A 21,103-nucleotide genomic window follows, 5' to 3' on the forward strand; every position below is an offset into this window, starting at 1 on the left:
TGGATCGATGGCGTGGTCCCGGAGCGCGCGGCCCCTTGCCCGCAGATACGCGTGGGAGGCCCGGTCTTCTCGATGCCGGCTCGGGAGGCTTACGCCACCGTGGACGGAAACGTAAGTTCCTGCTCACTTTGGAACGTGTTGCGATCACTTCGCATGAGCCCCACAGCGGGAGCGGGATAGTGGCGACGTCCGTGGCCTGAGGTCTGGATGGGGAGCCGCACATGACCGTCACCCGTGCCGTGGAACGCCGGCTGCCGTCCCGCCGTCCGTCGCTGTCCCTGCTGCCGTCGCTGGGTGCGTGTCTGCTGGTCACGGCGCTGGACCTGCTGTTCGACGCGGTCGACCAGCTGGTCGCGCTGCTGCTCATCGGCCCGTTCCTGGCCAGTACGCGCCTTGGCGTCCGGCCCACCGCCGCTGTCTGCGGCACCGCCCTGGTTCTCGGGCTGGTACTGGGGGCTTCGGCGGGCAATCTCGTCGGTCCCGCCTTCGCCGTACGGTGGTCCGGACTGTTCCTGGGGTGCGTACTGGCCGTACAGGCCGCCCGGCGACATGCTCTGCGGACGACCCTGGACCGCTCCCGGAAGGTGGCCCGTGCCACCCAGGAAGCCCTTCTGCGCCCCGTCTCCGCAACGCTCGACGGCACCCGGGTGTGCACCCGCTACCACTCCGCCACCCGCGAGTCCGACCTCAGCGGCGATGTGTACGACGTCGCCGTGACGCCGTACGGACTGCGCCTCCTGGTCGGCGACGTCCGCGGCCACGACCTGGACTCCCTGCGGCTCGCCGCGGCCACCCTCGCCGCCTTCCGTGACCTCGCCCCCCTCGCTCCGCATCTCCCCCGGCTCGCCGCCGACCTGGACGCGCGCCTCGGCCCCGAGTTCGGACCCGAGGACTTCGTCACCGTCGTGCTCGCCGAGTTCGCGCCCGGCGAGCTCCGCCTCGTCAACTGCGGCCACCCGACCCCGCTGCGGGTCGGGGCCGGTCTCGACCTGCTGGAACCCGGCGAGCCGGCGCCGCCGCTCGGTCTGGGGCCACGGCCGTCCCAGTACTCTCACCGCCTGGACGACGGCGACCGGGTCCTCTTCTACACCGACGGCCTCACCGAGGCCCGCGACCGCGACGGCACCCCCTTCCGCCTTCTCGACGAGGCGGCCCGCACCCTGCGCGACCCGCTCCCCGAGAAGGCTCTCGACGCCCTTCACGCCCGGCTGACCGCCCACATCGGACGGCTTCCCACCGACGACCTGACCCTGGTCCTGTGCCTGCCCGAACTCGCCGGGGCACCCCCGCCGGTCACCGACGGCATGCTGCGCGGCTCCCAGCGGTGACCCCGTTCGAGGGGTCAAACGACCATGGGGTTAGCATATGAGCGCCGCCTAGCTCGATCGAGAGATAGATCTGTGACTGTCAACGAGGACTCGTTCACCAATTGGAAGACTCGCGAGGAGATCGCGGAGTCGATGATCCCGATCATCGGGAAGCTGCACCGCGAGCGGGACGTCACCGTTCTGCTGCACAGCCGCTCCCTGGTGAACAAGTCGGTGGTCAGCATCCTCAAGACCCACCGCTTCGCCCGGCAGATCGCCGGCGAGGAGCTGTCGGTCGTCGAGACGCTGCCCTTCCTTCAGGCGCTCACCACCCTCGACCTGGGCCCGTCCCAGATCGACATCGGCATGCTCGCCGCGACCTACCGCGCCGACGACCGCGGACTGTCGGTCGAGGCGTTCACCGCGGAGGCCGTCGCCGGTGCCACCGGCGCCAACAAGATCGAGCGCGGCGAGGGCCGTGACGTCGTCCTGTACGGCTTCGGCCGCATCGGCCGGCTCGTCGCCCGGCTGCTGATCGAGAAGTCCGGCTCCGGCAACGGACTGCGACTGCGCGCCATCGTCGTCCGCGGGGGCGGCGGGCGGGCCTCCGAGGATCTCGTCAAGCGCGCCTCGCTGCTGCGCCGCGACTCGATCCACGGCCAGTTCCAGGGCACGATCACCGTCGACGAGGCCACCGACACGATCACCGCCAACGGCAACGTCATCAAGGTCATCTACGCGAACGACCCGTCCGAGGTCGACTACACGGCGCACGGGATCAAGAACGCCATCCTCATCGACAACACCGGCAAGTGGCGTGACCGCGAGGGTCTGTCCAAGCACCTGCGCCCCGGCATCGACAAGGTCGTCCTGACCGCGCCGGGCAAGGGCGACGTCCCGAACATCGTGCACGGCGTCAACCACGACACCGTCAAGCCGGACGAGCAGATCCTGTCCTGCGCGTCCTGCACCACCAACGCGATCGTGCCGCCGCTCAAGGCGATGGCCGACGAGTACGGGGTGCTGCGCGGCCACGTGGAGACGGTGCACTCGTTCACCAACGACCAGAACCTCCTGGACAATTACCACAAGGCCGACCGTCGCGGCCGCTCGGCGCCGCTCAACATGGTGATCACCGAGACGGGTGCCGCCTCGGCCGTCGCCAAGGCGCTGCCCGACCTCAAGGCACCGATCACCGGCAGCTCGATCCGGGTGCCCGTGCCGGACGTGTCGATCGCGATCCTCAGCCTGCGCCTGGGCCGTGAGACCAACCGCGAGGAAGTCCTCGACTACCTCCGGGACGTCTCCCTGAACTCGCCGCTGAAGCGCCAGATCGACTTCACCACGGCCCCCGACGCCGTCTCCATGGACTTCGTCGGCTCCCGCCACGCCTCGATCGTCGACGCCGGCGCCACCAAGGTCGACGGCGACAACGCGATCCTCTACCTCTGGTACGACAACGAGTTCGGCTACTCCTGCCAGGTCATCCGGGTCGTCCAGCACGTCTCCGGGGTGGAGTACCCGACCTTCCCGGCGACGGCGGTCTGATCCCGGCACACCCGTCGGGGGCGCCCTCTCGGCGCTCCCGGCGGGTGCGGGCGGCACCGTCGGGCCACACCACGTCGACCGGGACGCCCGCCGCCCGGGCCTCGAGCACCGTGTCGGCGGTGCCGCCCCCTCTGCCGGTGGGCGGAGTGCCGTCCCACACGGCCACGAGCCGGTCGGCGCGCTCGACGAGAACGCTGTTCGCCGCTTCGTAGGCCTGCCGGCCGGAGATCTCGATCGGCAGGACCACGACGTCGGCGGCGGCCTCGACCAGGCCGTCGAAGACGGGCGCGTGGTCGGGCCGGACCCTGGTGCGGCGGTAGTCCCGGGAGGGGATGACGACGGCCAGCCGTCCGCCGGCGGCGAGCACGGCCTCCGCGAACAGACAGTCGGCACCCCTGGCGAGACAGGAGACCCCGACCAGCTCTCCGTCGTCGGCGTGACGCCGCAGGAGTTCGTCCAGGGCCGCGCGCACCAGGACGGAGGTCTCCGCCGTGAGGTCGATGTGCCCGGTCACCGCGATCGTCGTCATGGAGCACCCCTTTCAGCGGTCGGCGGGCTCCTGGAGCGTGTAGCCGTGGCGGAGGATCACCTTCACCGAGCCCATGGCGACCACACGGTCCGCCTCCTGCTGCTCATGGGTCAGTTCGCAGTACGGGACCAGCAACGGGTGGGTCTTCCTACGACGGCTCAGACGGCGGCCGTACCGCCAGCCCTCGGACAGACGTTGGCGGGCCCAGTTGTCGTGGGCCTCCTCGGCAAGGATCTCGATCAGGGCGTGCAGGCTGTCGGGAAGCTTCACGTCCACGGTGCTGGGGGGTGGGGGCGTCCACTGCTGCCGCCCGGCCCGTCGCCTCATCCCGCTCTCCTGGGCGGGCTGGGCCAGGCCAACCGGATCGCTTCCACGATCAGGGTGGCGGCGACGTCGGCCGCGTACTGCTTCCAGGGCTTCTCCTGTTCCGGACGGGCCGAGTTGACGGAGATGCCGTCGGCGGCGGTTCCGGCCACCGCGCACACCATCGAGAACGACACCTGGGTCCGGCCCGCCCTGCGGGCCTGGGTGACGGCACGTGCCGCGTTCGCACCGCCGAGCTCGACGGCCGCGAGCCCGGGCCACGCCACGAGCACCGGGCGCAGGGCCGGATCCCCGCTGCCGTCGACGGAGGCGTCGCCCGAGGCGACGGCGCCGACCACGACACGCGGGCTGTCGCTCCGGGGGCCGCCGTGCGGCCGCTCGAAGATCCTCTCGGTCCAGTACGTGTAGTTGAGACGCATGCTCTCACCGAGCGCGGCCACCCCCTCGTGCGCCAGGTGACTGCGGTCGGTTCGCGGCAGACAGGTCTGTTCCAGCTCGTCGTACGCGTAGCCGTGCAGCCGGTTGGAGATCACCACGTCGCCCGGCACGAGGTCGGGCGCGATGCCCCAGCAGGCTCCGACGAAGACCACCGTCTCGGGCTGGTGCTCCTCGATCGTGGCGGCGACGGCGTTGGCGACGCCGTCCGGGCCTCCGCAGGGCTGTGCCACGACCACCTCGTAGGCGCTGCTGCGGCCCACCGCTTCGATGCTGGTACGGATCCACTCGCATCCGGTGCCGTGCCGCTCGGTCTCCGTGAGCGAGCCGGAGGTCTCCAGATGCCGGCGCAGTGCGTCGTGGGCCTCGGGCAGCAGCGTGACGATCGCGATGTCGCACCGGCGTCCGGGCGCGGCGGCCGACTCCCCCGGTGTGCCGCCGCGTTCCTCCAGTCTGCGGCGCTCGACGAACTCGTTGTCCACGTCGTTGCTGATGACCGCGACCTGTTCGTCCTGGGAGAGGTGACCGATGGCGCGCCCCTGAAAGGTGACCTGCCGTGCCACGCCCGGCCCCAGGAAGTAGGGCAGGATGACCAACCGGCCGTCGGCGCGCAGCCGTTCGGCGATGTTGTACTCCTCCCGGCAGTACTCGCTCGCCCAGTAGTGCTGGCTGATGAGCGGCAGGAACAGCCGGCACGCGGCGACGTTCGCGTACAGCTGGCTGCGCCAGTCCGCGCCGAGTTCGATGGTGTTGCGGCGCAGGTAGTGGAAGTACGAGAGGTTGTGCAGTTCGAGGCTGCGGCCGACTCGTTGGGCGAGCGAGTCGTCGCCGCGTGCGTTGCTCAAGAAGACGCTGCCCTGCGCCCGCCCGAGGCTGTGGAAGTATCCGACGCCCTCGTCGTAGGTCTCGAACTCCAGCCGAGGTTGGTAGAACCGGGCCACCAAGTCCCGTAACCGGTCGGCGAGGTCCTCCGGGTCGCTCCAGTGGACGGCGATGCGGTCCGCCGGTTCGGCCGCCCGCAGAGCCTCTCCGCTCAGCAGTTTCGACGGCTGGGGTTGGTAGCGCCCGTCCGGGGGTTCGTGGATGAGCTTGAGCGTAGGCCTGAAGCGTCCACTGAGCTGGGGGAAGACCCAGGGCTCCGCGAACGGGGAGGCGACGTCGACCACGATGAAGTCGCATTCGTCGACGGCGAGCAGGAACTCGAACGAGTCCCGGAACTCCAGGCTGATCGTGCGAGCCCGGTATCCGACGTCCTCGACCGCCCGCCGTATGTGCGGTTCGGCGGCGCGGTAGGCGGAGTCGTCGGGCAGGATCAGTCCGACCGTGCCGAGGAGGCCTCGGGTGGCGTCATCGGCCGGCCCGCTCCGCCCGGCCAGGCGTCCGATGGCGGACTTCACCCTGTCCGCGTCCGGCAGTTGACGGCGATTGAACGCCACGCGCTCCTCGTCAGCGGCCGGGAAGAAGCCCGCCGACACCCCTGACTCCATGAACACGAGCCTTGGCTTCCTCGCTTGTAGGGCCAAGTCGTGTTCGTACACCATGAAGGGTGAGGCACGGTACCAACGCTCTTCCTGGCGATGCGTCACCACACCGACGAAGCAGGCACTCTGATCCATCATCAGTTCGAGATGGGTGGGAGACAGGGGATTCGTCTTGGGGTCGACCGCGAAGGTGAAGCCCGCGTCCCAGAAGAGTTTCCAGAAGTGCTCGTTCAGCTCGCGGTCCTCGGCCCAGTAGCTGTGACTGAAGTAGGCCGGTATTCGGCTGACGCCCGCCATCACTTCTCCCCACCGTCGGCTCACCTATCCCCCCGCACGCCCCCGGCTACACCCCGAACGCCAAGAAATCCGGTGAAACCGAGCAGAACCGGTCGAGGAGAATAGCGGCCAACTGCCTAGACTGGTGCATGACTTCGCCGCACTCCGCGCGTCCGCTCATAGCCGTCATCGGCAGCACCGACCCCCACCGCTCCTTCACCCATCCCCTCAGGTCCGCCGATCTCGCTCCCGAGGCCTGCCGGCAGCTGGGCAGGGAACTCGCACGGGCCGGCTGCGATCTGGCCGTCTTCTCCAGCAGCCCCGAGTACATCGAGACGGACGTCGTGGCCGGATACGCGGACGCCTGCACCGAGGCGGAGCCGGGCCGGGTGGCGGCCTTCCCGCCACGCCACAGCGATGTCGACTTCGCTCTGCCGCCGGATGCCCATGTCCGTATGGAGATCCTCCGCGACAGCAGCGGCGAATGGGAAGTCGCCTTCTACCACACCCTCCTGACCTGCGACGGTGTGCTGCTCATGGGTGGGGGCCAGTCCACCCGGGTGGCCGGGATCATCGCCCTGGCACAGCGTCTGCCGTTGGTGTCGGTGGCGGCGTTCGGCGGCGGCGCCGGCCAGGTGTGGATCAACTTCGACAAGGTCCGCAACGACGCGGACGACTCGGACATCCGCCTGATGGGCGACAACTGGTCCTCGGTGTCCGCCGCACGTCTGATCGCCTGTCTCCTGCGGCAGCGCGAGCGCAGGCTGCAGAACATCGCGGAGCGCGCACAGGGAGAGCGTACGGCGGCACGGCGTTCGGCCCGGGGGCTCACCGTGGCCGCCGTGTGCATGCTGGCCTCTCTCGCGGCGCTGGTGACAGCCGAGCAGTCGCGGCAGGCGGGCGCCCTGGATCTGCTGGTCCTGGTGGGCGCACCGCTGGTGGCCTCCGCCGCGGGGGCCATCCTCCGCAACTCCTTCGAGAGCGACGTGCGTTGGGGGCGGGCCGCGGTACGGGGCCTGGGTGCCGGGCTGGTCTCCGTCCTGCTCTACTTCGCTTCCCAGCTGCTGACCGTCCCCGCTCTCCTCGACGACCTGGACGTACGCCGTCTCCTGTTCTTCACCATCCCGCTCGGCTTCACCGCGGGCTTCACGTTCGACCTCGTCTTCGAGCGGCTCCGCTCCGGTGCGGCGGGCCCGCCGGCCGTCCAACCCCCCGATCCCCTGGCGCCCGGAGCATCCCGTCCCCCGAACAGCGACGGTCCGCGGAGCTGACACCCCAACTGCTCCACCTCTCCCAGCCGTTGACCCGGACCTGAGGCGACAGCAGAATGAGCGCGCACTCCTGAGAGCGCTCTCAAACGCGCCCGCCCCTTCGACTCGAGGAGATCCATGACCGGCAGCCAAGGCCGCCCCGCGTTCAATCGCCGCGCACTCATCGGAACCGGACTCGGTGCCGCGGTCCTCCTCGCCGCCGGTTCGGGCACCGCCCGCGCGGCGGACCGGGCCACGGCCTCCGCCCGGAGCCGGGCCCAGGCCTTCCTCGCCGCCGCCATGGACGCCTACCCGGACCACGGCACGATCCGCCTCGCCCAGAGCTACACCGACCAGGCCGGCCTGTTCAGCACGGCGTTCACCTACGACAACGCCCTCGCGATCCTGGCGAACCTGGCCGGCGACACCAAGGCCGGCAGATCCCGCGCGACGGCACTCGGCGACGCCTTCCTGTACGCACAGGCCAACGATCCCGACCACGACGACGGCCGACTCCGGCAGGCCTACAACGTGGGGCCGTACACCTTCTACGACGGCACCCTCCAGCCCGACGGGTTCGTGCGGGCGGACGGAAAGGCCAACATGGGTTGGCAGTTCGGCTTCACCGGTACCGCCGTGGGCGACATGGCCTGGGCCGGCATCGCCCTCGCCGCGCTGGCCCGGCGGACCGGGGAGCGCCGCTTCCTCGCCGGTGCCGTGCGGATCGGCGAGTGGATCGACCACATCGGGCGCACCGACGAACCGCTCGGCGGTTTCAAGTTCGGGGTCGACGGGGCGAACAAGAAGCTCCCGTTCACCTCGACCGAGCACAACACCGATCTGATCGGCCTGTTCGGTCAGCTCGCCCGGCTCACCGGGGACCGGGTGTGGCGGGAACGGCGTTCGGTCGCCGGGGCGTTCGTCAAGAAGATGTGGGAGCCGGACGGGGGCTTCTTCTACACCGGCACCAACGACGGCGTGACGATCAACAAGTCGCCGATCCCCGAGGACACCCAGACCTGGACGCACCTCGCCCTCAACTCTCCCGTGTACGGCCGCTCGTTGGACTGGGCCGCCACCGAACTGGCCGTTCTGGACACGCCCGAGCGCCCCAACAGCACGGTCCCCGCGGGCCAGTCGTACGAGGGCGTCACCTTCAGCTCCGCGAGCCTGCTGGCGAACGAGGGTGCCCCGATCGCCGACGGCCAGCCCCGGCCGGACCGCAACGGAGTGTGGTTCGAGGGCACGGCCCATCTGGCGCTCGCCCTGCGCCACCGCCAGGACTCCGGGGACGAGAAGCGCGCCCGGCGTCTGATCGCCTCCATCGAGCGGGCCCAGGATCTGCTGGGCGCCGACCAGACCTTCGGCGGCGGGGCGGTGGCCGCCAGGTCCGGGGTCGTGTCGGCGAGCAGCCCGCTCGACACCGGTTTCGGGTTCGGCTACTACCCGTACCGGCACACCGGCGCCACCGCCTGGTACCTGCTGGCCGCCGAGAGGTCCAACCCGCTCAAGGCCTAGCCCTCCGCCGTCACCAGCCCCGCGATGTGGGCGGTGACGGTGTCGAGGATGTCGGTCCAGGCTCCCTCGTCGCCGAGTACCAGGTAGTTGAGGGTGAGCCCGTCGGTCATGGCGGCCAGATAGCGGGCCAACGCGGAGACGGGCACCCGGAGTCGGAAGTCGATGTCCTGGCACAGCTGCTCGATGAGCTCGGTGTAGAGCTCGCCGTACAGTTCGTACTGCCGCCGCGCCAGCTGCTCGAACCCCGGCTCACGCAGGGCGTACTGGGTGAGTTCGTAGGTCAGCATGTGCTCGTCGGGGTGTGCGCGCACATGGTCCCAGTACGCCTGGAAGCCGGCCCGGACGGTCTCCTCGAGCGTGTCCCGGGGCTTGAGTGCCTCCTTCACGATGGTCACATAGTGGTCGGTGATGGTGGTGATGACGGACTCGATCAGTTCCTGCTTGGAATCGAAGCAGTAGTGGAAGACGCTCAGGGAGACGCCCGCCTCGGCGGCGATGGACCGGGTCGTGGTCTTGGCCACGCCGTCCCGGGCCATCGCCCTGATCGCCGCTTCCGTCAGTTGCCGACGCCGTTCGGTCGACGGCATCCGTGCCATGTGCGGCTCCCCCGTGCTCGTCAGGCGCTGTTCACGCCGACCTCGTGGAGCGAGTATCCCCAGTCGGTGCCGCGGTCGAGGCCGTGGACACGGACGTAACGGGCCGGTGTGCCGGTGAACTTGGCCGTGTCCAGGCCGCCGTCGCCGGAGGTGGTGGACCAGGCGGTCTGCCAGTTGGTGCCGTCCGTGGAGAGTTCGATGCGATACGACTTCCCGTACGCGCGCTCCCAGTCGAGCGTCACGCGCGAGACCAGGTTGGTGGAGCCGAGGTCGACCTGCCACCACTGGTCGTCGCTCCAGTCGCTGGCCCAGCGGCTGTCGCCGTCGCCGTCCACGGCCCGCACCGGCTGGTAGCTGGTGAACGGGTTGGACTCGGACGAACTCGCGGTCGCGGTACGCCCCTTGGCCAGGTTGACGCCGGCCTGGTGCTGCTCGGAGGCGCCCCAGGTGTCGAGGTAGGACTCTGCGCCCCGGAAGAGATCGTCCACCACACCCTGGCCGCCGACGAGCCGGATGTCCTCGATCCAGTCGGGGATCATGCCGACGTGGGCCGCACCGTCGGTGTTGAAGTCGAAGGTGCGCTGCCCGGTCGTCTGCCGGTCGATGACCGAGCCGCCGTCCACGCTCTTGAAGGGGTACGTCACTCCCTGGGCCGCGTCCGAGCCGCGCGGGGCGGGGTGGTCGCCGATGCCGTTGAAGTCGGTGCCGTAGCCGTAGCCGACGTCGTACTTGGCCCGCAGGGCATCGGTCCGCTCGGCCTCCTCGCTGAACTCCTGGGAGCTGTGCATGTACTGGGCGACGAAACCGCCGAGGGAGTAGACCCGCTCGGTCCAGTTGAGGTCCATCCAGCTGTGCGAGGAGAGCACGCCGGGGTAGGAGGCGGCCTCGAACATGTCGAGGACCTGGCCGGTCGCCTTGACGCTCATGTGGTCGATCTCGAGCATCATCTTGCGTTTCATCATGCCCTGGACGGCGTACTCACCGAGGTCGGTGAGCCCGCGGACGTTGCACTGGGCGTTCTCGTCGTACTCCGGGACATCGGTGCCCGCCGGCAGATCCGCCTCCGCCTCGGACGCGGCCGTACCGATGGGGTTGTCGTGCTGGGGGCCCGTGCACTTCTCGGTCTTCCAGAAGGTGCCGGTCGACAGGAACTGGCCCACGTTGATGGCCGTTCCGAGGCCGCCCTCGTCGAAGCGGACGCCGCACAGGGCGTTGTCGAACTTGTGGCACAGGAACATGCTGCGCACACCGAGGTCGTAGAGCTCGTCGAGCCCCTTGTCGATGTCCGCCTTGCTGCACTGGGCGATGTCGAGGATCTGCTTGCAACCGAACGGCTCGGAGGTCTCGACGCCCAGGATCACGGCGAGTTTGCCCTGCTGGATGACCTGGCGGGCCTGCGCGGTGTCGGTGACGATCCGGAACCAGCCCTTGCCCGCGCCGCCGTACATCGCGTCGACGTAGTCCTGGAGCTGGTAGGTCAGCTTGGCCTGCAGTCGGATCGAGGTCATCTCGTCACAACTGCGGTCCTTGAACGGGTAGACGGAGCAGATCACGCCGTTGGTGACGAGGTCGTTGACGAGCACCCGCTGCCCGCCGCGCCAGGCGCGCTCGATCCAGGCGTAGTAGTTGGCCTGATGGGTCATCGAGTCGTACGCCGGCCAGTCCTTGAACGTCGGCCAGCCGACCGGGTCGTGCTTGCCGTCGCCGCCGTGGGTGATGTAGTCGAAGATCGCGAGCGTGCCGTCCGGGTAGTGCTCGGGGCAGTCCTTGAGCGCATCGGCGACGCCCGCGGTGGAGAACACCTTGCCGCAGATCAGCCGGCCGCCGAAGGCCTCGTTGGAGAACAGGTGGTTGTGCGCGTCGACGAACCCGCGTACCTCACCTGCGGAGTTGGTGCCAGTGAACGGCTCGCCGGTGACGTTGATCCGGGAGTCCGGCGTGGGACGCGCGCTCGGGTTCCACCAGTCGCTCGCGGCCGCCGAACTCGGCGTGGGGCCGAGGGCGATGGCCAGGACGAAGAGGAGCAGCGACACGACGGTCACGTCTTTGCGCCTGCGATACGAACATCGAGTCATGGTCGATACCACGCCCCTCGGTCGGCGCCCCATGAGTTTGTCATGACCGGCGCAATCTGTTCGACGAGGATCGCTACTGGCGAGTTACGAGTCAATAGTCCGGGACGCTTGACCTGATGGCTGTCCGGCGTGCGCGATGTCTTGACGTGTTCATTTTCGTCTATGAGCATGCCTTGAGCCTGATCGCTTCTGGTTGATTCTGTGCTTCTCCGTGCTTGTATCTCTCCGTGCTCCGGAAGGGAGCTCCGTGTCCAGCCGACGCCGCATCGTCCGGGTCTTGACGCCGGCCATCCCCCTCACACTCGCCGCAGGACTCGTCACCGCCACCCCCGCCACCGCCGCGGACACGGCACCCCTCAGCTCGGTGACGGTACGGGTCGATCCGTCGTACCAGCAGCAGGAGTTCGAGGGTTGGGGGACGAGTCTCGTGTGGTTCGCCAACGCCACGGGCGGCTATCCGGAGCCGATCCGAAGACAGCTCGTCGACATGCTGTTCGGCGAGGACGGGCTGGCCCTCAACATCGCGCGCTACAACATCGGTGGCGGCAACGCCCCCGACGTCCGCAAGGACTACATGAAGGCCGGCGCGACCATGGAGGGCTTCTGGAAGGCGCCCGAGGGCACCACCCAGAAGGACATGGACTGGTGGGACCCGAACAACGCGGACCACTGGGACTGGAACGCCGACGCGAACCAGCGGTGGTGGGTGGACCAGGTCAAGGACAAGGTCACCACATGGGAGGCGTTCAGCAACTCGCCGCCCTGGTTCCAGACGGTCAGCGGGTACGTGTCCGGCGGCTTCGACTCCGGCGCCGACCAGATCCGTGCCGACCGCGTCGACGACTTCGCCGCCTACCTCGTCCGTGTGAGCGAGGAGATGGAGAAGGAACACGGCATCACCTTCGACACCATCGACCCGCTCAACGAGCCCAACACCTCCTACTGGGGAACCCAGTTGGGCGCCAACGGCCGGCCCACGGGCGGCCGGCAGGAAGGCGCGCACGCCGGGCCCGCCCTCCAGCAGAAGGTGATCCTCGCCCTGGACAAGGCCCTCGAGGGCGCGACGACCAAGGCCGAGGTCTCCGCGATGGACGAGACCAACCCCGGCATCTTCACGACCAACTGGAACGCCTACACCCCCGAGGCCCGGGCCGCCGTCGACCAGCTCAACGTGCACACCTACGGCACCGGCCAGCGCACCAGCGCCCGCGACATCGCCAAGGGCGCGGACAAGAAGCTGTGGATGAGCGAGGTCGAGGGCACCTGGGGCACCGGCACCGACTTCACCAGCATGGAACCGGGCCTCGGCATCGCCACCCGCATGGTCGACGACATGCGTGAACTGGAGCCCTCCGCCTGGGTGTTCTGGCAGCCCATCGAGGACTCCATCCCGCAGGCCGCCGCCGGCAAGAACTGGGGCAGCATCCATGTCCCGTTCAACTGCACGGACGAGGACACCCTGGAGAGCTGCCCGATCCAGGCCAACTCGAAGTTCCACACCATCCGGAACTTCACCCACTACATCCGCCCCGGCGACCGCTTCGTGAAGGTCGACGACACCTCCAGCGTCGCCGCCGTCGGCGAGTCCGGCCGCTCCGCGACGGTGGTGCACGTCAACGGCGGTACGACCGCCCGTTCCGTGACCCTCGACCTGTCCCGCTTCGGCAAGGTCACCCGAGGCGCCACCGTCACCCCCGTGGTGACCAGCACGGACGGCGCCCTCGTCCAGGGCACCCCGGTCCGTGTCACCGACCGGTCGGCCACCCTCACCGTCCCCGCGAAGTCGGTCACCAGCTTCCTCGTCAAGGGCGTCAGCGGCGTCGCGAAGGACGCCGCGCTCGTCCAGCCCGGCCATGTCTACCGGCTCGAGGGCACACAGAGCGGCAAGTCGCTCGTCCCCTCGGACGACGGCACCGGCGTCGTCATCCGCACGAACGACGCGAGCAGCGCCCGACAGCTCTGGTCCGTACGTCAGTTGACGCCCGGCACCGACCATCGCGAGCGCTACGCCCTCACCAGTGCCACCAGCGGCAAGCAGCTCGCCGTACGTGAGAACCAGGCCGTTCTGGAGGATCCGTCGGACAGCGACGCCGCCCAGTGGATCCTGTCGACGACCGGCGACGACACGTGGACGTTCGTCAACGCCGCCACCGGCCGGCTGCTCGACGTCGGCGGACAGTCGTCGGCGGACGGCGCCAAGGTGTCGACGTACACCCCGACCTCGGCGGCGAACCAGCGCTGGACGGTGGGCGACGAGACCGTGCTGCGCACCGAGAAGGCCGAGGCGTTCACCGTGCCCGGTCGGACACCTGTGCTCCCGGAGACGGTGACGCCGGTCTACCGGGACGGTGCCCGTGGCGCGCTGCCGGTCGTCTGGGACCCGCCGTCGGACGACGCGTGGGCCGATCCGGGCACGGTACGGGTCAAGGGCACGGCGACCGATCCGCTCGGTCGGAAGATCCGCGCCAAGGCGGTCGTCACCGTCGACACCATCGCCTCGACGGTGCCCGGCCGCGCCAAGACCTATGTCGGCGGCAGTCCCGGCCTGCCGGACACGGTCGTCGGCGTCGGAGCCAACGGCGGCCGCACCGACCTTCCGGTGACCTGGGACGCGGCCCCCGAGGGCGCGTTCGCCGAGGCCGGCGTGGTGACCCTGCGCGGTTCCGCCCGGGTGGTGGACGGCAGCACGGTCGACGCGTCGGTGCGCGTGCAGGTCACCGAGCCGACGCAGACCGACATCGCGTCGGACGCCGGCGTCTCGGTCGCGGCCACGTACACCGAGAGCGGCTACTCCGCCGAGCGCCTGCGCAACGGCGACACCACCGACAAGGGCTGGTCCAACTGGCGATCCGGCACCAAGAACCCGTCCGACACGATCACCTTCACCCTCCCGACGGCACGCGACCTCGACCGGGTCGTGGCGCACTTCTACCGGGACGGGAGCAACGTCTCCTTCCCGGCGAGCCTCAAGGCGCAGGTGCGCGGCGCGGCGGACGGCACCTGGGCCGACGCGAGCGAGGAGATCACGGTCGGGACCGAGGGCACGCCGGTGGTCGACGTGCCGATCGAGGCGGGCCCGGCGACCGGGGTGCGGCTGGTCATGACCGCCCGGTCCGGCGGCTACATCACGATGAGCGAGGTCGAGGTGTACGCCAAGTCTCCCGGCGTCTCCCCGGACGCGGCCGCCGCGTCGATCGAGGTGGCCGGCGTGCCGGTCGCGGACTTCGCCCCCGGTACGACCGACTACCGGGTCCGGACCGCCGATCCGCACCACGCGGTGGTCACGGCGACGGCCCGCGACCCCTACGCGACGGTCGACGTCGAGCGGAGCCGAGGGCGCGCCGTGGTCACCGTGACCAGCGAGGACGGGTCACGGACGACGACGTACCGCCTCACGCTCCTACGACGCTGAGTCCACGGTCGGCAGCCACACGCGCATCGTCGAAGGTCCCCGGTTCGCCCAGGAGTGATAGGGGGCCAGGACGATGCCCGTGCGGTCGCCGGCCGTCGGCGGGGCGTCGTACGGCGGGTACGGCCATGGCCTGTCCTCCGGAGCGCCGATCTCGCCCGCGACCACGACGGATCCGTCCGCCCTCCCCTCCGGCGGGGCGGACGGATCCACGCGCAGCGCGTCGACCTCGTGGCCGTGCGGCAGGTCCACGGACTCGGCGCAGTACACCAGCGGTCCGCGCTGGACGGCCGCGGTGCCGCGTATCGCGTCGACGCGCGGGTCGGCACCGAGCCAGCGAGGTCGTACGGGCAGTTCGAGGACTGTCTCGTCGCCGGGCCGGAAGACGCGGGTGACCTCGGCCGTGCCCGGGGCGACCGCACGACGGCCCCCGTCCGGGTCGACGAGCCATGCGGTGGCGCCCTCCGCCCACGCGGGGACGCGCAGCGACAGGGTCCACGGGTGGTCGGGCGAGCGGGCGACGCGTACGGTCACGCGTCCGTCCGAGGGGTAGTCGGTACGGATCCGCAGCGCGATGCCGCCTGTGGTGATCTCGGCGTCGGCGTACTGGTGGAGCTGGAGGCCGTGGTCGTCGGTCGTCGCCAGGTATCCGGGCAGCAGGGCCAGCGTCCGTGCCACGTTCGGCGGGCAGCAGGACACCGCGAACCAGGGTGCGCGCAGGCTCGACTCGGCGCGCGGTATCTGGACGTCGGCCGCGGGCACGGTGCCGCGGCGGCGCCGGTGCAGGGTGTTGGAGTAGAAGAAGGACCGGCCGTCCTCGGCCGGGGAGGTCGCGACCACGTTGAACAGGGTCCGCTCGGCCAGGTCGGCGAAGCGGGGCTCGCCGGTGGCGAGGAGGAGGCGCCAGCTGAGCATGACGGAGGCGACGCCTGCGCAGGTCTCGGAGTAGGCGCGGTCGGGCGGGAGGACGAAGTCGTCGCCGAAGGACTCGTCGCGGTGGTGCGAGCCCATGCCGCCGGTGAGATAGGTGCGCCGGGCGACCGCGGTCTCCCACTGTCGTACGACGGCGCCGAGCAGGTCCTCGTCCCCGGTCTCCACGGCCACGTCGACGGCACCGGCGGCGAGGTAGAGGGCGCGGACGGCGTGGCCGCGCAGGACGGTCGCCTTCCGCACGGGCATGTCGTCCTGGTGGTAGGCGCGGCCGAACTCGCCGTCACCGAGGGTGCCTTGGCCCCTGCGGTCGATGAACAGCGCGGCCTGGTCGAGGTAGCGCTGCTCGCCGGTGAGCCGGGCCAGTTCGACCAGGGCCGTCTCGATCTCCGGGTGCCCGCAGACACCCTGGGTGCCTTTGGCGTCGAAGAGGGCGCACACATGGTCGGCGGCGCGGCGGGCGATCTTCGTCAGCTCGCCCTCGCCGCGCGCCCTGGCCTGGGCCACACCCGCCTGGATCAAGTGCCCGTAGCAGTACAGCTCGTGACCCCATGCGAGGTCGCTGTAGCGGGGCTGCTGGCCGGGCCGACCGTAGGCGGTGTTGAGATAGCCGTCCGGTTCCTGGGCGGCTGCGATGGCCTCGGTGAGGGCGGGGTCGATGTCGTATCCGGTCTCCCAGGACATGGCCTCCAGGAGCTTGTAGACGTCGGAGTCGGCGAACTCCCGTCCGCGCCGGTCGTGTTGGATGCGTCCCTCGACCGCGGCACGGAAGTTGCCGGTCCAGCCGACGCGTTCCATCCAGTCGTGGCAGTGGTCGAGGCTGACCGTCGCGTTGACATGCCGGCGTCCGGCCCAGAAACCACCGGTGATCCTGACCTCGTCGAGGCCGAGCGGGCGTAACCGTCCCCGGGTCGGTGCCACGGGCAGGACAGTGGACAGCTCCTTGTTCATGCCTTCGTTTCGTCCTTTCAGCCCTTGAGGACGTCGGACTCAGCCCTTGAGGGCGCCCGACATGAAGCCCCGCACGTAATGGCGTTGCAGCAGCAGGAATACGAGGAGACACGGCACGGCGAGGACCACGACCCCCGCCTCGGTGGCGCCGTAGTCGACCGCGCCCATGCTCTGTTGCCGCAGATTGGCCACGGCCAGCGGCAGGGGTGCCTTCTCGCTGTCGGAGATGAGGATCAGGGGTGCGATGAAGTCGTTCCAGGCGGCGAGGAAGGCGAACAGTCCCACGGTGATCAGCCCCGGCCGCACCGCCGGGAGCAGGACCCGGCGCAGTGCGCCCGCCGTGCCGCAGCCGTCGACGAGGGCCGACTCCTCCAGTTCGCGCGGTACCGCCTCGAAGGAGATCCGCATCATGAAGGTGGCGAACGGCAGCTGGAACATGGCCAGCACCAGGCTCAGCCCGATCAGCGAGTTCTGCAGATGGAGCCTGCCGAGCAGCACGTAGAGCGGGATGAGGAGCGTGGCGTACGGAACCATGAGGATGGCCAGGGTCAGCAGGAACAGCAGGTTCTTGCCCGGGAACCGGAAACGGGCGAAGGCGTAGCCGCCGAGCAGGGACACCCCGAGGGTCAGGGCCACGGTGAGCGCCGAGACGACGGTGCTGTTGAGGAGGTACTGCCACAGGCCGGCGTCGTAGTCGAGCAGGGTGCGGTAGTTGCCGAAACCGTAGCCGGAGTCCTGTGCGGTGCCGGGCTGTTCACTGACCGAGGCCCAGCCGTTCCACACCAGGGGGAACAGGAAGATGACGGCCAGTCCTCCGGCGACGACGTAGTACGGCGTCCGGCCGAGGACCTGGGTTCGGTCGAGCATGGCGGGTCCCACCTTCCTACGACTCGTCGGCGCGGTGCAGGCCGCGGAACTGCAGGACGTTGAGGAGCACCAGTGCTCCCAGCACGATGATCGACAGGGCCGCCGCGGTGCCGAGGTCGAGCCGCTGGAACGCCTCGCGGTAGATCAACTGCACGATGGTGACGGTGCTGTTGTCCGGGCCGCCCTTGGTGAGGACGAAGAACTGGTCGAAGGCGAGCAGCGATCCGGTGACACAGAGGAGGAGGGACAGGGCGAGCGACGGGCGCAGCAGCGGCAGGGTGATGCGGCGGAAGATCTGGCCGCGGCTCGCGCCGTCCATGCGGGCCGCCTCGTACAGCTCGTGGGGGATGCGTTGCAGACCCACGAGCAGGATCAGCATGTAGAACCCGGCGAACTTCCAGACCACCAGGAACACCGTCGACAGCAGCGCGTTGGTCGAGGTGCCGAGGAAGGACACCGGTTCGTCGACCAGGCCCAGGTGTTCGAGGGTGCTGCTGATCGGTCCGGTGGTCGGGCTGTACAGGCCCCAGAACAGCAGGGAGGCGGAGGCCAGTCCGAGGGCGCCGGGCAGGAAGTAGACGGTGCGGAAGAAGCCGGCGCCAGGGCGGGACTCCTGGACCAGCAGGGCCAGCAGGAGCGCGAGTCCGAGGAGGACGGCCGTGACGATCACGGTGTAGAGGAGGGTGAAGCGGACGGCGGGCCAGAACAGGGGGCTGTCGGTGATGTCGGTGTAGTTCTCGGGGGCGTTACGGCCCTGGTCGCCCGCGAGGAGCGGCCAGTCGTTCAGGGACATCCGGCCGACCAGGAGCAGGGGCCACACGAAGAAGACGGCGACGAACACGGCCGTGGGTGCCGCGTATCCGAGTCCCTGGACCGTGCGGGAGCGCCACAGGGACTTGGCTGTACGGGGTCGGCGTGCCGGACGTTGCGGCCGTACCCGGTGCTCGGCCGCCGCTCGGTCGGGCGCCTTCACCTGCATGGCTCTCCTGTCGGTCGGCTCGGTGGGCTCAGTCCGCCAGCGAGGCGCTCACCTCGTCGTTGTCCTTGTCTACGGAACCCCCGTCGCCGAAGACGGCGTTGCGCATCATGGTCAGCCAGGGCCCGTTGGGGTCGTTGAAGGTCTGGCCGAACTTCAGCGCGTACGGGGTGTGGCCGTCCGCCACGAGCTCGTTGATGGTGACCAGGCGCGGGTCCGCGTCCGAGTACTTGTTGGACGCGAGGTCGGTGCGCGCCACCACGTCCTTGTGCGCGGCGACCACGTCGACCTGTGCCTTGTCGCCCACGGACCAGGCGAGGAAGTTCCAGGCCTGGTCGGCCGACTTGCTGGTGGCGGAGATGCCGATGGCGTCACCGCCGACGAAGGTGGCCTTGCCGCCGTCGGGACCGGGGATGGGCACGACCCCGAGGTCGAGGTTCTTCGGCATCAGACCGAGGGTGGTCGACGGCATCGGCATCACGCCGATCTGTCCCTTCGGGAACAGTCCGGTCCAGGTGGCGCCCGTCTCCTCGCGGGCGCCGGGAGCCACGATGTCGTCGTCGACCCAGCCGCGGTAGGTGTCGTAGACCTTCTTCGCGGTGGCGGAGTCGAGCGTCGCCGCGGTGCCGTCCGCGTTCAGCGCCTCGTCCCCGGCGGCCCAGATGGACGGCCACCAGGTGAAGACACCGCAGCCGCCGCAATTGCCGCCGAAGAACGTGCCGTTGACGCCACCGCCGAGCTTGTCCACGGCGCGGGCCTGCTCGTCCCACTCCGCCAGGGTGGTGGGCGGCTTCGCGGGGTCGAGCTTCGCCTTGCGGTAGAGGTCCTTGTTGTAGAAGAGCACCGAGAGGTCGAGGGTGTGCGGCACGACGTACTTCTTGTCCTCGTACGTGCCGGCCTTGATGTGCGACTGGGCCAGGTCGTCGGCGAAGGGCAGGGCGTCGATGCGGTCGGTGATGTCGGCGAAGAGGCGGCTGCTGGTGTAGTTGGGCACGAACACGACGTCCGAGGCGAACAGGTCGGGCAGGTCTTTGGAACCTGCGGCGGCACCGACCTTGGCCTGGTAGTCGTCGGTGGGGATGACGGTGAGCTTGATCTGGTTCTTGTGGCTCGCGTTGTACGCCTTGACGAGGGCCTCGCTCTGCGGCCTGGTCGCCGCGCGCGTCCACATCGTCAGCTCGGCGCCGTCGTCGACGCCGGTGGCCTTCGCCGCCGCGCCTCCTCCCCCGCCTCCCCCGTCGTCCGAGTCTCCGTCGCCCGACCCGCATGCCGTGGCCAGTCCCAGGCTGGTGAGAAGGACCGCGGCCGTGACGAGGCGGCGGACACGTCCGTGCGATCCGGTGGGGCTCCCCATGACGATCTCCCTCCGCGACGAACACCGGGAAGAAACAGGCCGAAAAGGCTTTCGCCAAGCTAGAGCCGAGCTGAAAGCCCGTCAATCCCTCGCGTACGAACGGACTTTCAGGTGCATGCCGAAAGTTCTCGCGTACGGTTTACGGACGTGATGCGAGACAGGAGACACGCATGACACCAGCCACCGGCCCCGCTCGTTCACACACCGCCACCCTCAGCGACGTCGCCCGGCTGGCGGGGGTGTCGGTCGCCACCGCCTCGAAGGCCCTCAACGGGCGCAGCCAGGTACGCGCCGAGACCCGGCAGCGGGTGATCGAGGCCGCCGAGCGACTGTCGTTCCGCCCCAACCAGCTGGCCCGCGGTCTGCTCGCCGGGCGGACGGGGACGGTGGGTCTGCTCACCAGTGATCTGGAGGGCCGGTTCAGCATCCCGATACTGATGGGCGCCGAGGACGCCTTCGGGGCGGGCGAGGTGGCGGTGTTCCTGTGCGACGCCCGGGGGGACGCGATCCGCGAGCAGCACCATGTCCGCGCGCTGCTCGGGCGTCGGGTGGACGGTCTCATCGTGGTGGGCAGCCGGACCGATCCCCGGCCCTCACTCGGCCGTGACCTGGCCGTTCCCGTGGTCTACGCGTATGCGCCGTCGAACGATCCGGCGGACCTGTCCATCGTCCCCGACAACGTCGACGCGGGCCGGATCGCGGTGCAGCACCTGCTGGCCTGCGGCCGCACCAGGATCGCCCACATCACCGGGGATCCCGGCTACGCCGCCGCGCACGACCGGGCCGAGGGCGCGCGGGCCGCGCTCGCCGACGCCGGTGTCGTCCCGGTCGGCGAGCCGCGGTTCGGCGCCTGGTCGGAGGGGTGGGGCCGGGCGGCCACGGCACTGCTGCTGGACCGGCATCCTGATGTGGACGCCGTGCTGTGCGGCAGCGATCAGATCGCCCGGGGGGTCATGGACGTGCTGCGCGAGCGTGGCCAGCGGGTGCCGGAGGACGTGGCGGTCATGGGCTTCGACAACTGGCAGGTCCTGACGTCCGGTTCCCGCCCGCTGCTCACCAGCGTCGACATGAACCTGGAGCAGGTCGGCCGGGCGGCGGCGCAGGCGCTGTTCGGCGCGATCGGCGGTGCGACGCACTCCGGCATCGAGGCGCTCCCCTGCCGGGTGGTGATCCGAGGCTCCACAGCCCCACTGTCCTGAACCGTACGGTCCGCCAACTCAAGCCTCTCCGAGCTCCCTTGACACTCCATCAGCTCGCTCCTACGTTGCGAAAACCTT

General features: G+C 69.8%; 14 protein-coding genes and 1 pseudogene. 6 read left to right on the plus strand and 9 right to left on the minus strand.

What is annotated here, in order from left to right; translation table 11 throughout:
• Positions 1 to 221: 221 nt before the first annotated feature.
• Together ACWD3I_RS29150 and ACWD3I_RS29155 are read left to right on the plus strand one after the other, a co-directional pair.
• Complete coding sequence (locus ACWD3I_RS29150; RefSeq protein ID WP_365399683.1) at positions 222 to 1,328, plus strand: PP2C family protein-serine/threonine phosphatase; 1,107 nt, start codon at positions 222 to 224, stop codon at positions 1,326 to 1,328.
• Positions 1,329 to 1,400: 72 nt separating this feature from the next.
• The gene (locus ACWD3I_RS29155) at positions 1,401 to 2,855 is read left to right on the plus strand and encodes a glyceraldehyde-3-phosphate dehydrogenase (protein ID WP_365399686.1); all 1,455 of its coding nucleotides are present in this window, start codon (positions 1,401 to 1,403) and stop codon (positions 2,853 to 2,855) included.
• Between the two features lie 46 nt (positions 2,856 to 2,901).
• Here ACWD3I_RS29155 and ACWD3I_RS29160 read toward each other — a convergent pair.
• The 3 genes and pseudogenes from ACWD3I_RS29160 to ACWD3I_RS29170 all read right to left on the minus strand — a co-directional run.
• Positions 2,902 to 3,384: pseudogene (locus ACWD3I_RS29160) on the minus strand (hypothetical protein); the annotation flags it as partial.
• Positions 3,385 to 3,396: 12 nt separating this feature from the next.
• On the minus strand, positions 3,397 to 3,711 hold the full coding sequence (locus ACWD3I_RS29165) for a RyR domain-containing protein (RefSeq protein WP_365399689.1): 315 nt from the start codon (positions 3,709 to 3,711) through the stop codon (positions 3,397 to 3,399).
• A complete protein-coding gene (locus ACWD3I_RS29170; protein ID WP_365399692.1) occupies positions 3,708 to 5,921 on the minus strand; it encodes a TIR domain-containing protein in 2,214 nt (737 codons plus the stop codon). Before ACWD3I_RS29170 ends, ACWD3I_RS29165 begins: the two co-directional genes overlap by 4 nt.
• A 128-nt stretch (positions 5,922 to 6,049) precedes the next feature.
• On the opposite strand from ACWD3I_RS29170, the gene ACWD3I_RS29175 reads away from it, so the two are divergent.
• Entirely contained in the window at positions 6,050 to 7,171 is a 1,122-nt protein-coding gene (locus ACWD3I_RS29175; protein WP_365399695.1) for a hypothetical protein, read from the plus strand.
• Positions 7,172 to 7,288: 117 nt separating this feature from the next.
• The gene (locus ACWD3I_RS29180) at positions 7,289 to 8,668 is read left to right on the plus strand and encodes a Tat pathway signal sequence domain protein (protein ID WP_365399698.1); all 1,380 of its coding nucleotides are present in this window, start codon (positions 7,289 to 7,291) and stop codon (positions 8,666 to 8,668) included.
• Here the strand turns inward: ACWD3I_RS29180 and ACWD3I_RS29185 are convergent.
• Positions 8,665 to 9,264, minus strand: a complete 600-nt coding sequence (locus ACWD3I_RS29185) for a TetR/AcrR family transcriptional regulator (RefSeq protein ID WP_365399701.1) — start codon at positions 9,262 to 9,264, stop codon at positions 8,665 to 8,667. The two genes, ACWD3I_RS29180 and ACWD3I_RS29185, sit on opposite strands and share 4 nt — an antisense overlap.
• Before the next feature lie 20 nt (positions 9,265 to 9,284).
• Positions 9,285 to 11,339, minus strand: a complete 2,055-nt coding sequence (locus ACWD3I_RS29190) for a galactose-binding domain-containing protein (RefSeq protein ID WP_365399703.1) — start codon at positions 11,337 to 11,339, stop codon at positions 9,285 to 9,287.
• A gap of 247 nt (positions 11,340 to 11,586) precedes the next feature.
• On the opposite strand from ACWD3I_RS29190, the gene ACWD3I_RS29195 reads away from it, so the two are divergent.
• A complete protein-coding gene (locus ACWD3I_RS29195) occupies positions 11,587 to 14,751 on the plus strand; it encodes a glycoside hydrolase (RefSeq protein WP_365399706.1) in 3,165 nt (1,054 codons plus the stop codon).
• Here the strand turns inward: ACWD3I_RS29195 and ACWD3I_RS29200 are convergent.
• From ACWD3I_RS29200 to ACWD3I_RS29215, 4 genes are read right to left on the minus strand one after another with little or no spacing between them, the layout of a single operon-like run.
• A complete protein-coding gene (locus tag ACWD3I_RS29200; RefSeq protein WP_365399709.1) occupies positions 14,740 to 16,629 on the minus strand; it encodes a glycoside hydrolase family 127 protein in 1,890 nt (629 codons plus the stop codon). The genes ACWD3I_RS29195 and ACWD3I_RS29200 overlap by 12 nt on opposite strands.
• 39 nt (positions 16,630 to 16,668) lie before the next feature.
• The gene (locus tag ACWD3I_RS29205) at positions 16,669 to 17,496 is read right to left on the minus strand and encodes a carbohydrate ABC transporter permease (RefSeq protein WP_365399712.1); all 828 of its coding nucleotides are present in this window, start codon (positions 17,494 to 17,496) and stop codon (positions 16,669 to 16,671) included.
• Between the two features lie 16 nt (positions 17,497 to 17,512).
• Entirely contained in the window at positions 17,513 to 18,475 is a 963-nt protein-coding gene (locus ACWD3I_RS29210; protein ID WP_365399715.1) for a carbohydrate ABC transporter permease, read from the minus strand.
• Between the two features lie 28 nt (positions 18,476 to 18,503).
• Positions 18,504 to 19,826, minus strand: a complete 1,323-nt coding sequence (locus tag ACWD3I_RS29215) for an ABC transporter substrate-binding protein (protein WP_365399718.1) — start codon at positions 19,824 to 19,826, stop codon at positions 18,504 to 18,506.
• A 170-nt stretch (positions 19,827 to 19,996) separates the two neighbouring features.
• Between ACWD3I_RS29215 and ACWD3I_RS29220 the strand changes: the two genes are divergently transcribed.
• Entirely contained in the window at positions 19,997 to 21,025 is a 1,029-nt protein-coding gene (locus ACWD3I_RS29220) for a LacI family DNA-binding transcriptional regulator (RefSeq protein ID WP_365399721.1), read from the plus strand.
• Positions 21,026 to 21,103 lie beyond the last annotated feature (78 nt).

Source organism: Streptomyces sp. NPDC002817 (assembly GCF_053592055.1).

What these genes read in the sequence shown, in the direction of transcription:
- ACWD3I_RS29150 (WP_365399683.1), top strand. Translation starts at nt 222, where the DNA reads ATGACCGTCACCCGTGCCGTGGAACGCCGGCTGCCGTCCCGCCGTCCG.
- ACWD3I_RS29165 (WP_365399689.1), bottom strand. Translation starts at nt 3,711, where the DNA reads ATGAGGCGACGGGCCGGGCGGCAGCAGTGGACGCCCCCACCCCCCAGC.
- ACWD3I_RS29170 (WP_365399692.1), bottom strand. Translation starts at nt 5,921, where the DNA reads ATGGCGGGCGTCAGCCGAATACCGGCCTACTTCAGTCACAGCTACTGG.
- ACWD3I_RS29175 (WP_365399695.1), top strand. Translation starts at nt 6,050, where the DNA reads ATGACTTCGCCGCACTCCGCGCGTCCGCTCATAGCCGTCATCGGCAGC.
- ACWD3I_RS29180 (WP_365399698.1), top strand. Translation starts at nt 7,289, where the DNA reads ATGACCGGCAGCCAAGGCCGCCCCGCGTTCAATCGCCGCGCACTCATC.
- ACWD3I_RS29185 (WP_365399701.1), bottom strand. Translation starts at nt 9,264, where the DNA reads ATGGCACGGATGCCGTCGACCGAACGGCGTCGGCAACTGACGGAAGCG.
- ACWD3I_RS29190 (WP_365399703.1), bottom strand. Translation starts at nt 11,339, where the DNA reads ATGACTCGATGTTCGTATCGCAGGCGCAAAGACGTGACCGTCGTGTCG.
- ACWD3I_RS29200 (WP_365399709.1), bottom strand. Translation starts at nt 16,629, where the DNA reads ATGAACAAGGAGCTGTCCACTGTCCTGCCCGTGGCACCGACCCGGGGA.
- ACWD3I_RS29205 (WP_365399712.1), bottom strand. Translation starts at nt 17,496, where the DNA reads ATGCTCGACCGAACCCAGGTCCTCGGCCGGACGCCGTACTACGTCGTC.
- ACWD3I_RS29210 (WP_365399715.1), bottom strand. Translation starts at nt 18,475, where the DNA reads ATGCAGGTGAAGGCGCCCGACCGAGCGGCGGCCGAGCACCGGGTACGG.
- ACWD3I_RS29215 (WP_365399718.1), bottom strand. Translation starts at nt 19,826, where the DNA reads ATGGGGAGCCCCACCGGATCGCACGGACGTGTCCGCCGCCTCGTCACG.
- ACWD3I_RS29220 (WP_365399721.1), top strand. Translation starts at nt 19,997, where the DNA reads ATGACACCAGCCACCGGCCCCGCTCGTTCACACACCGCCACCCTCAGC.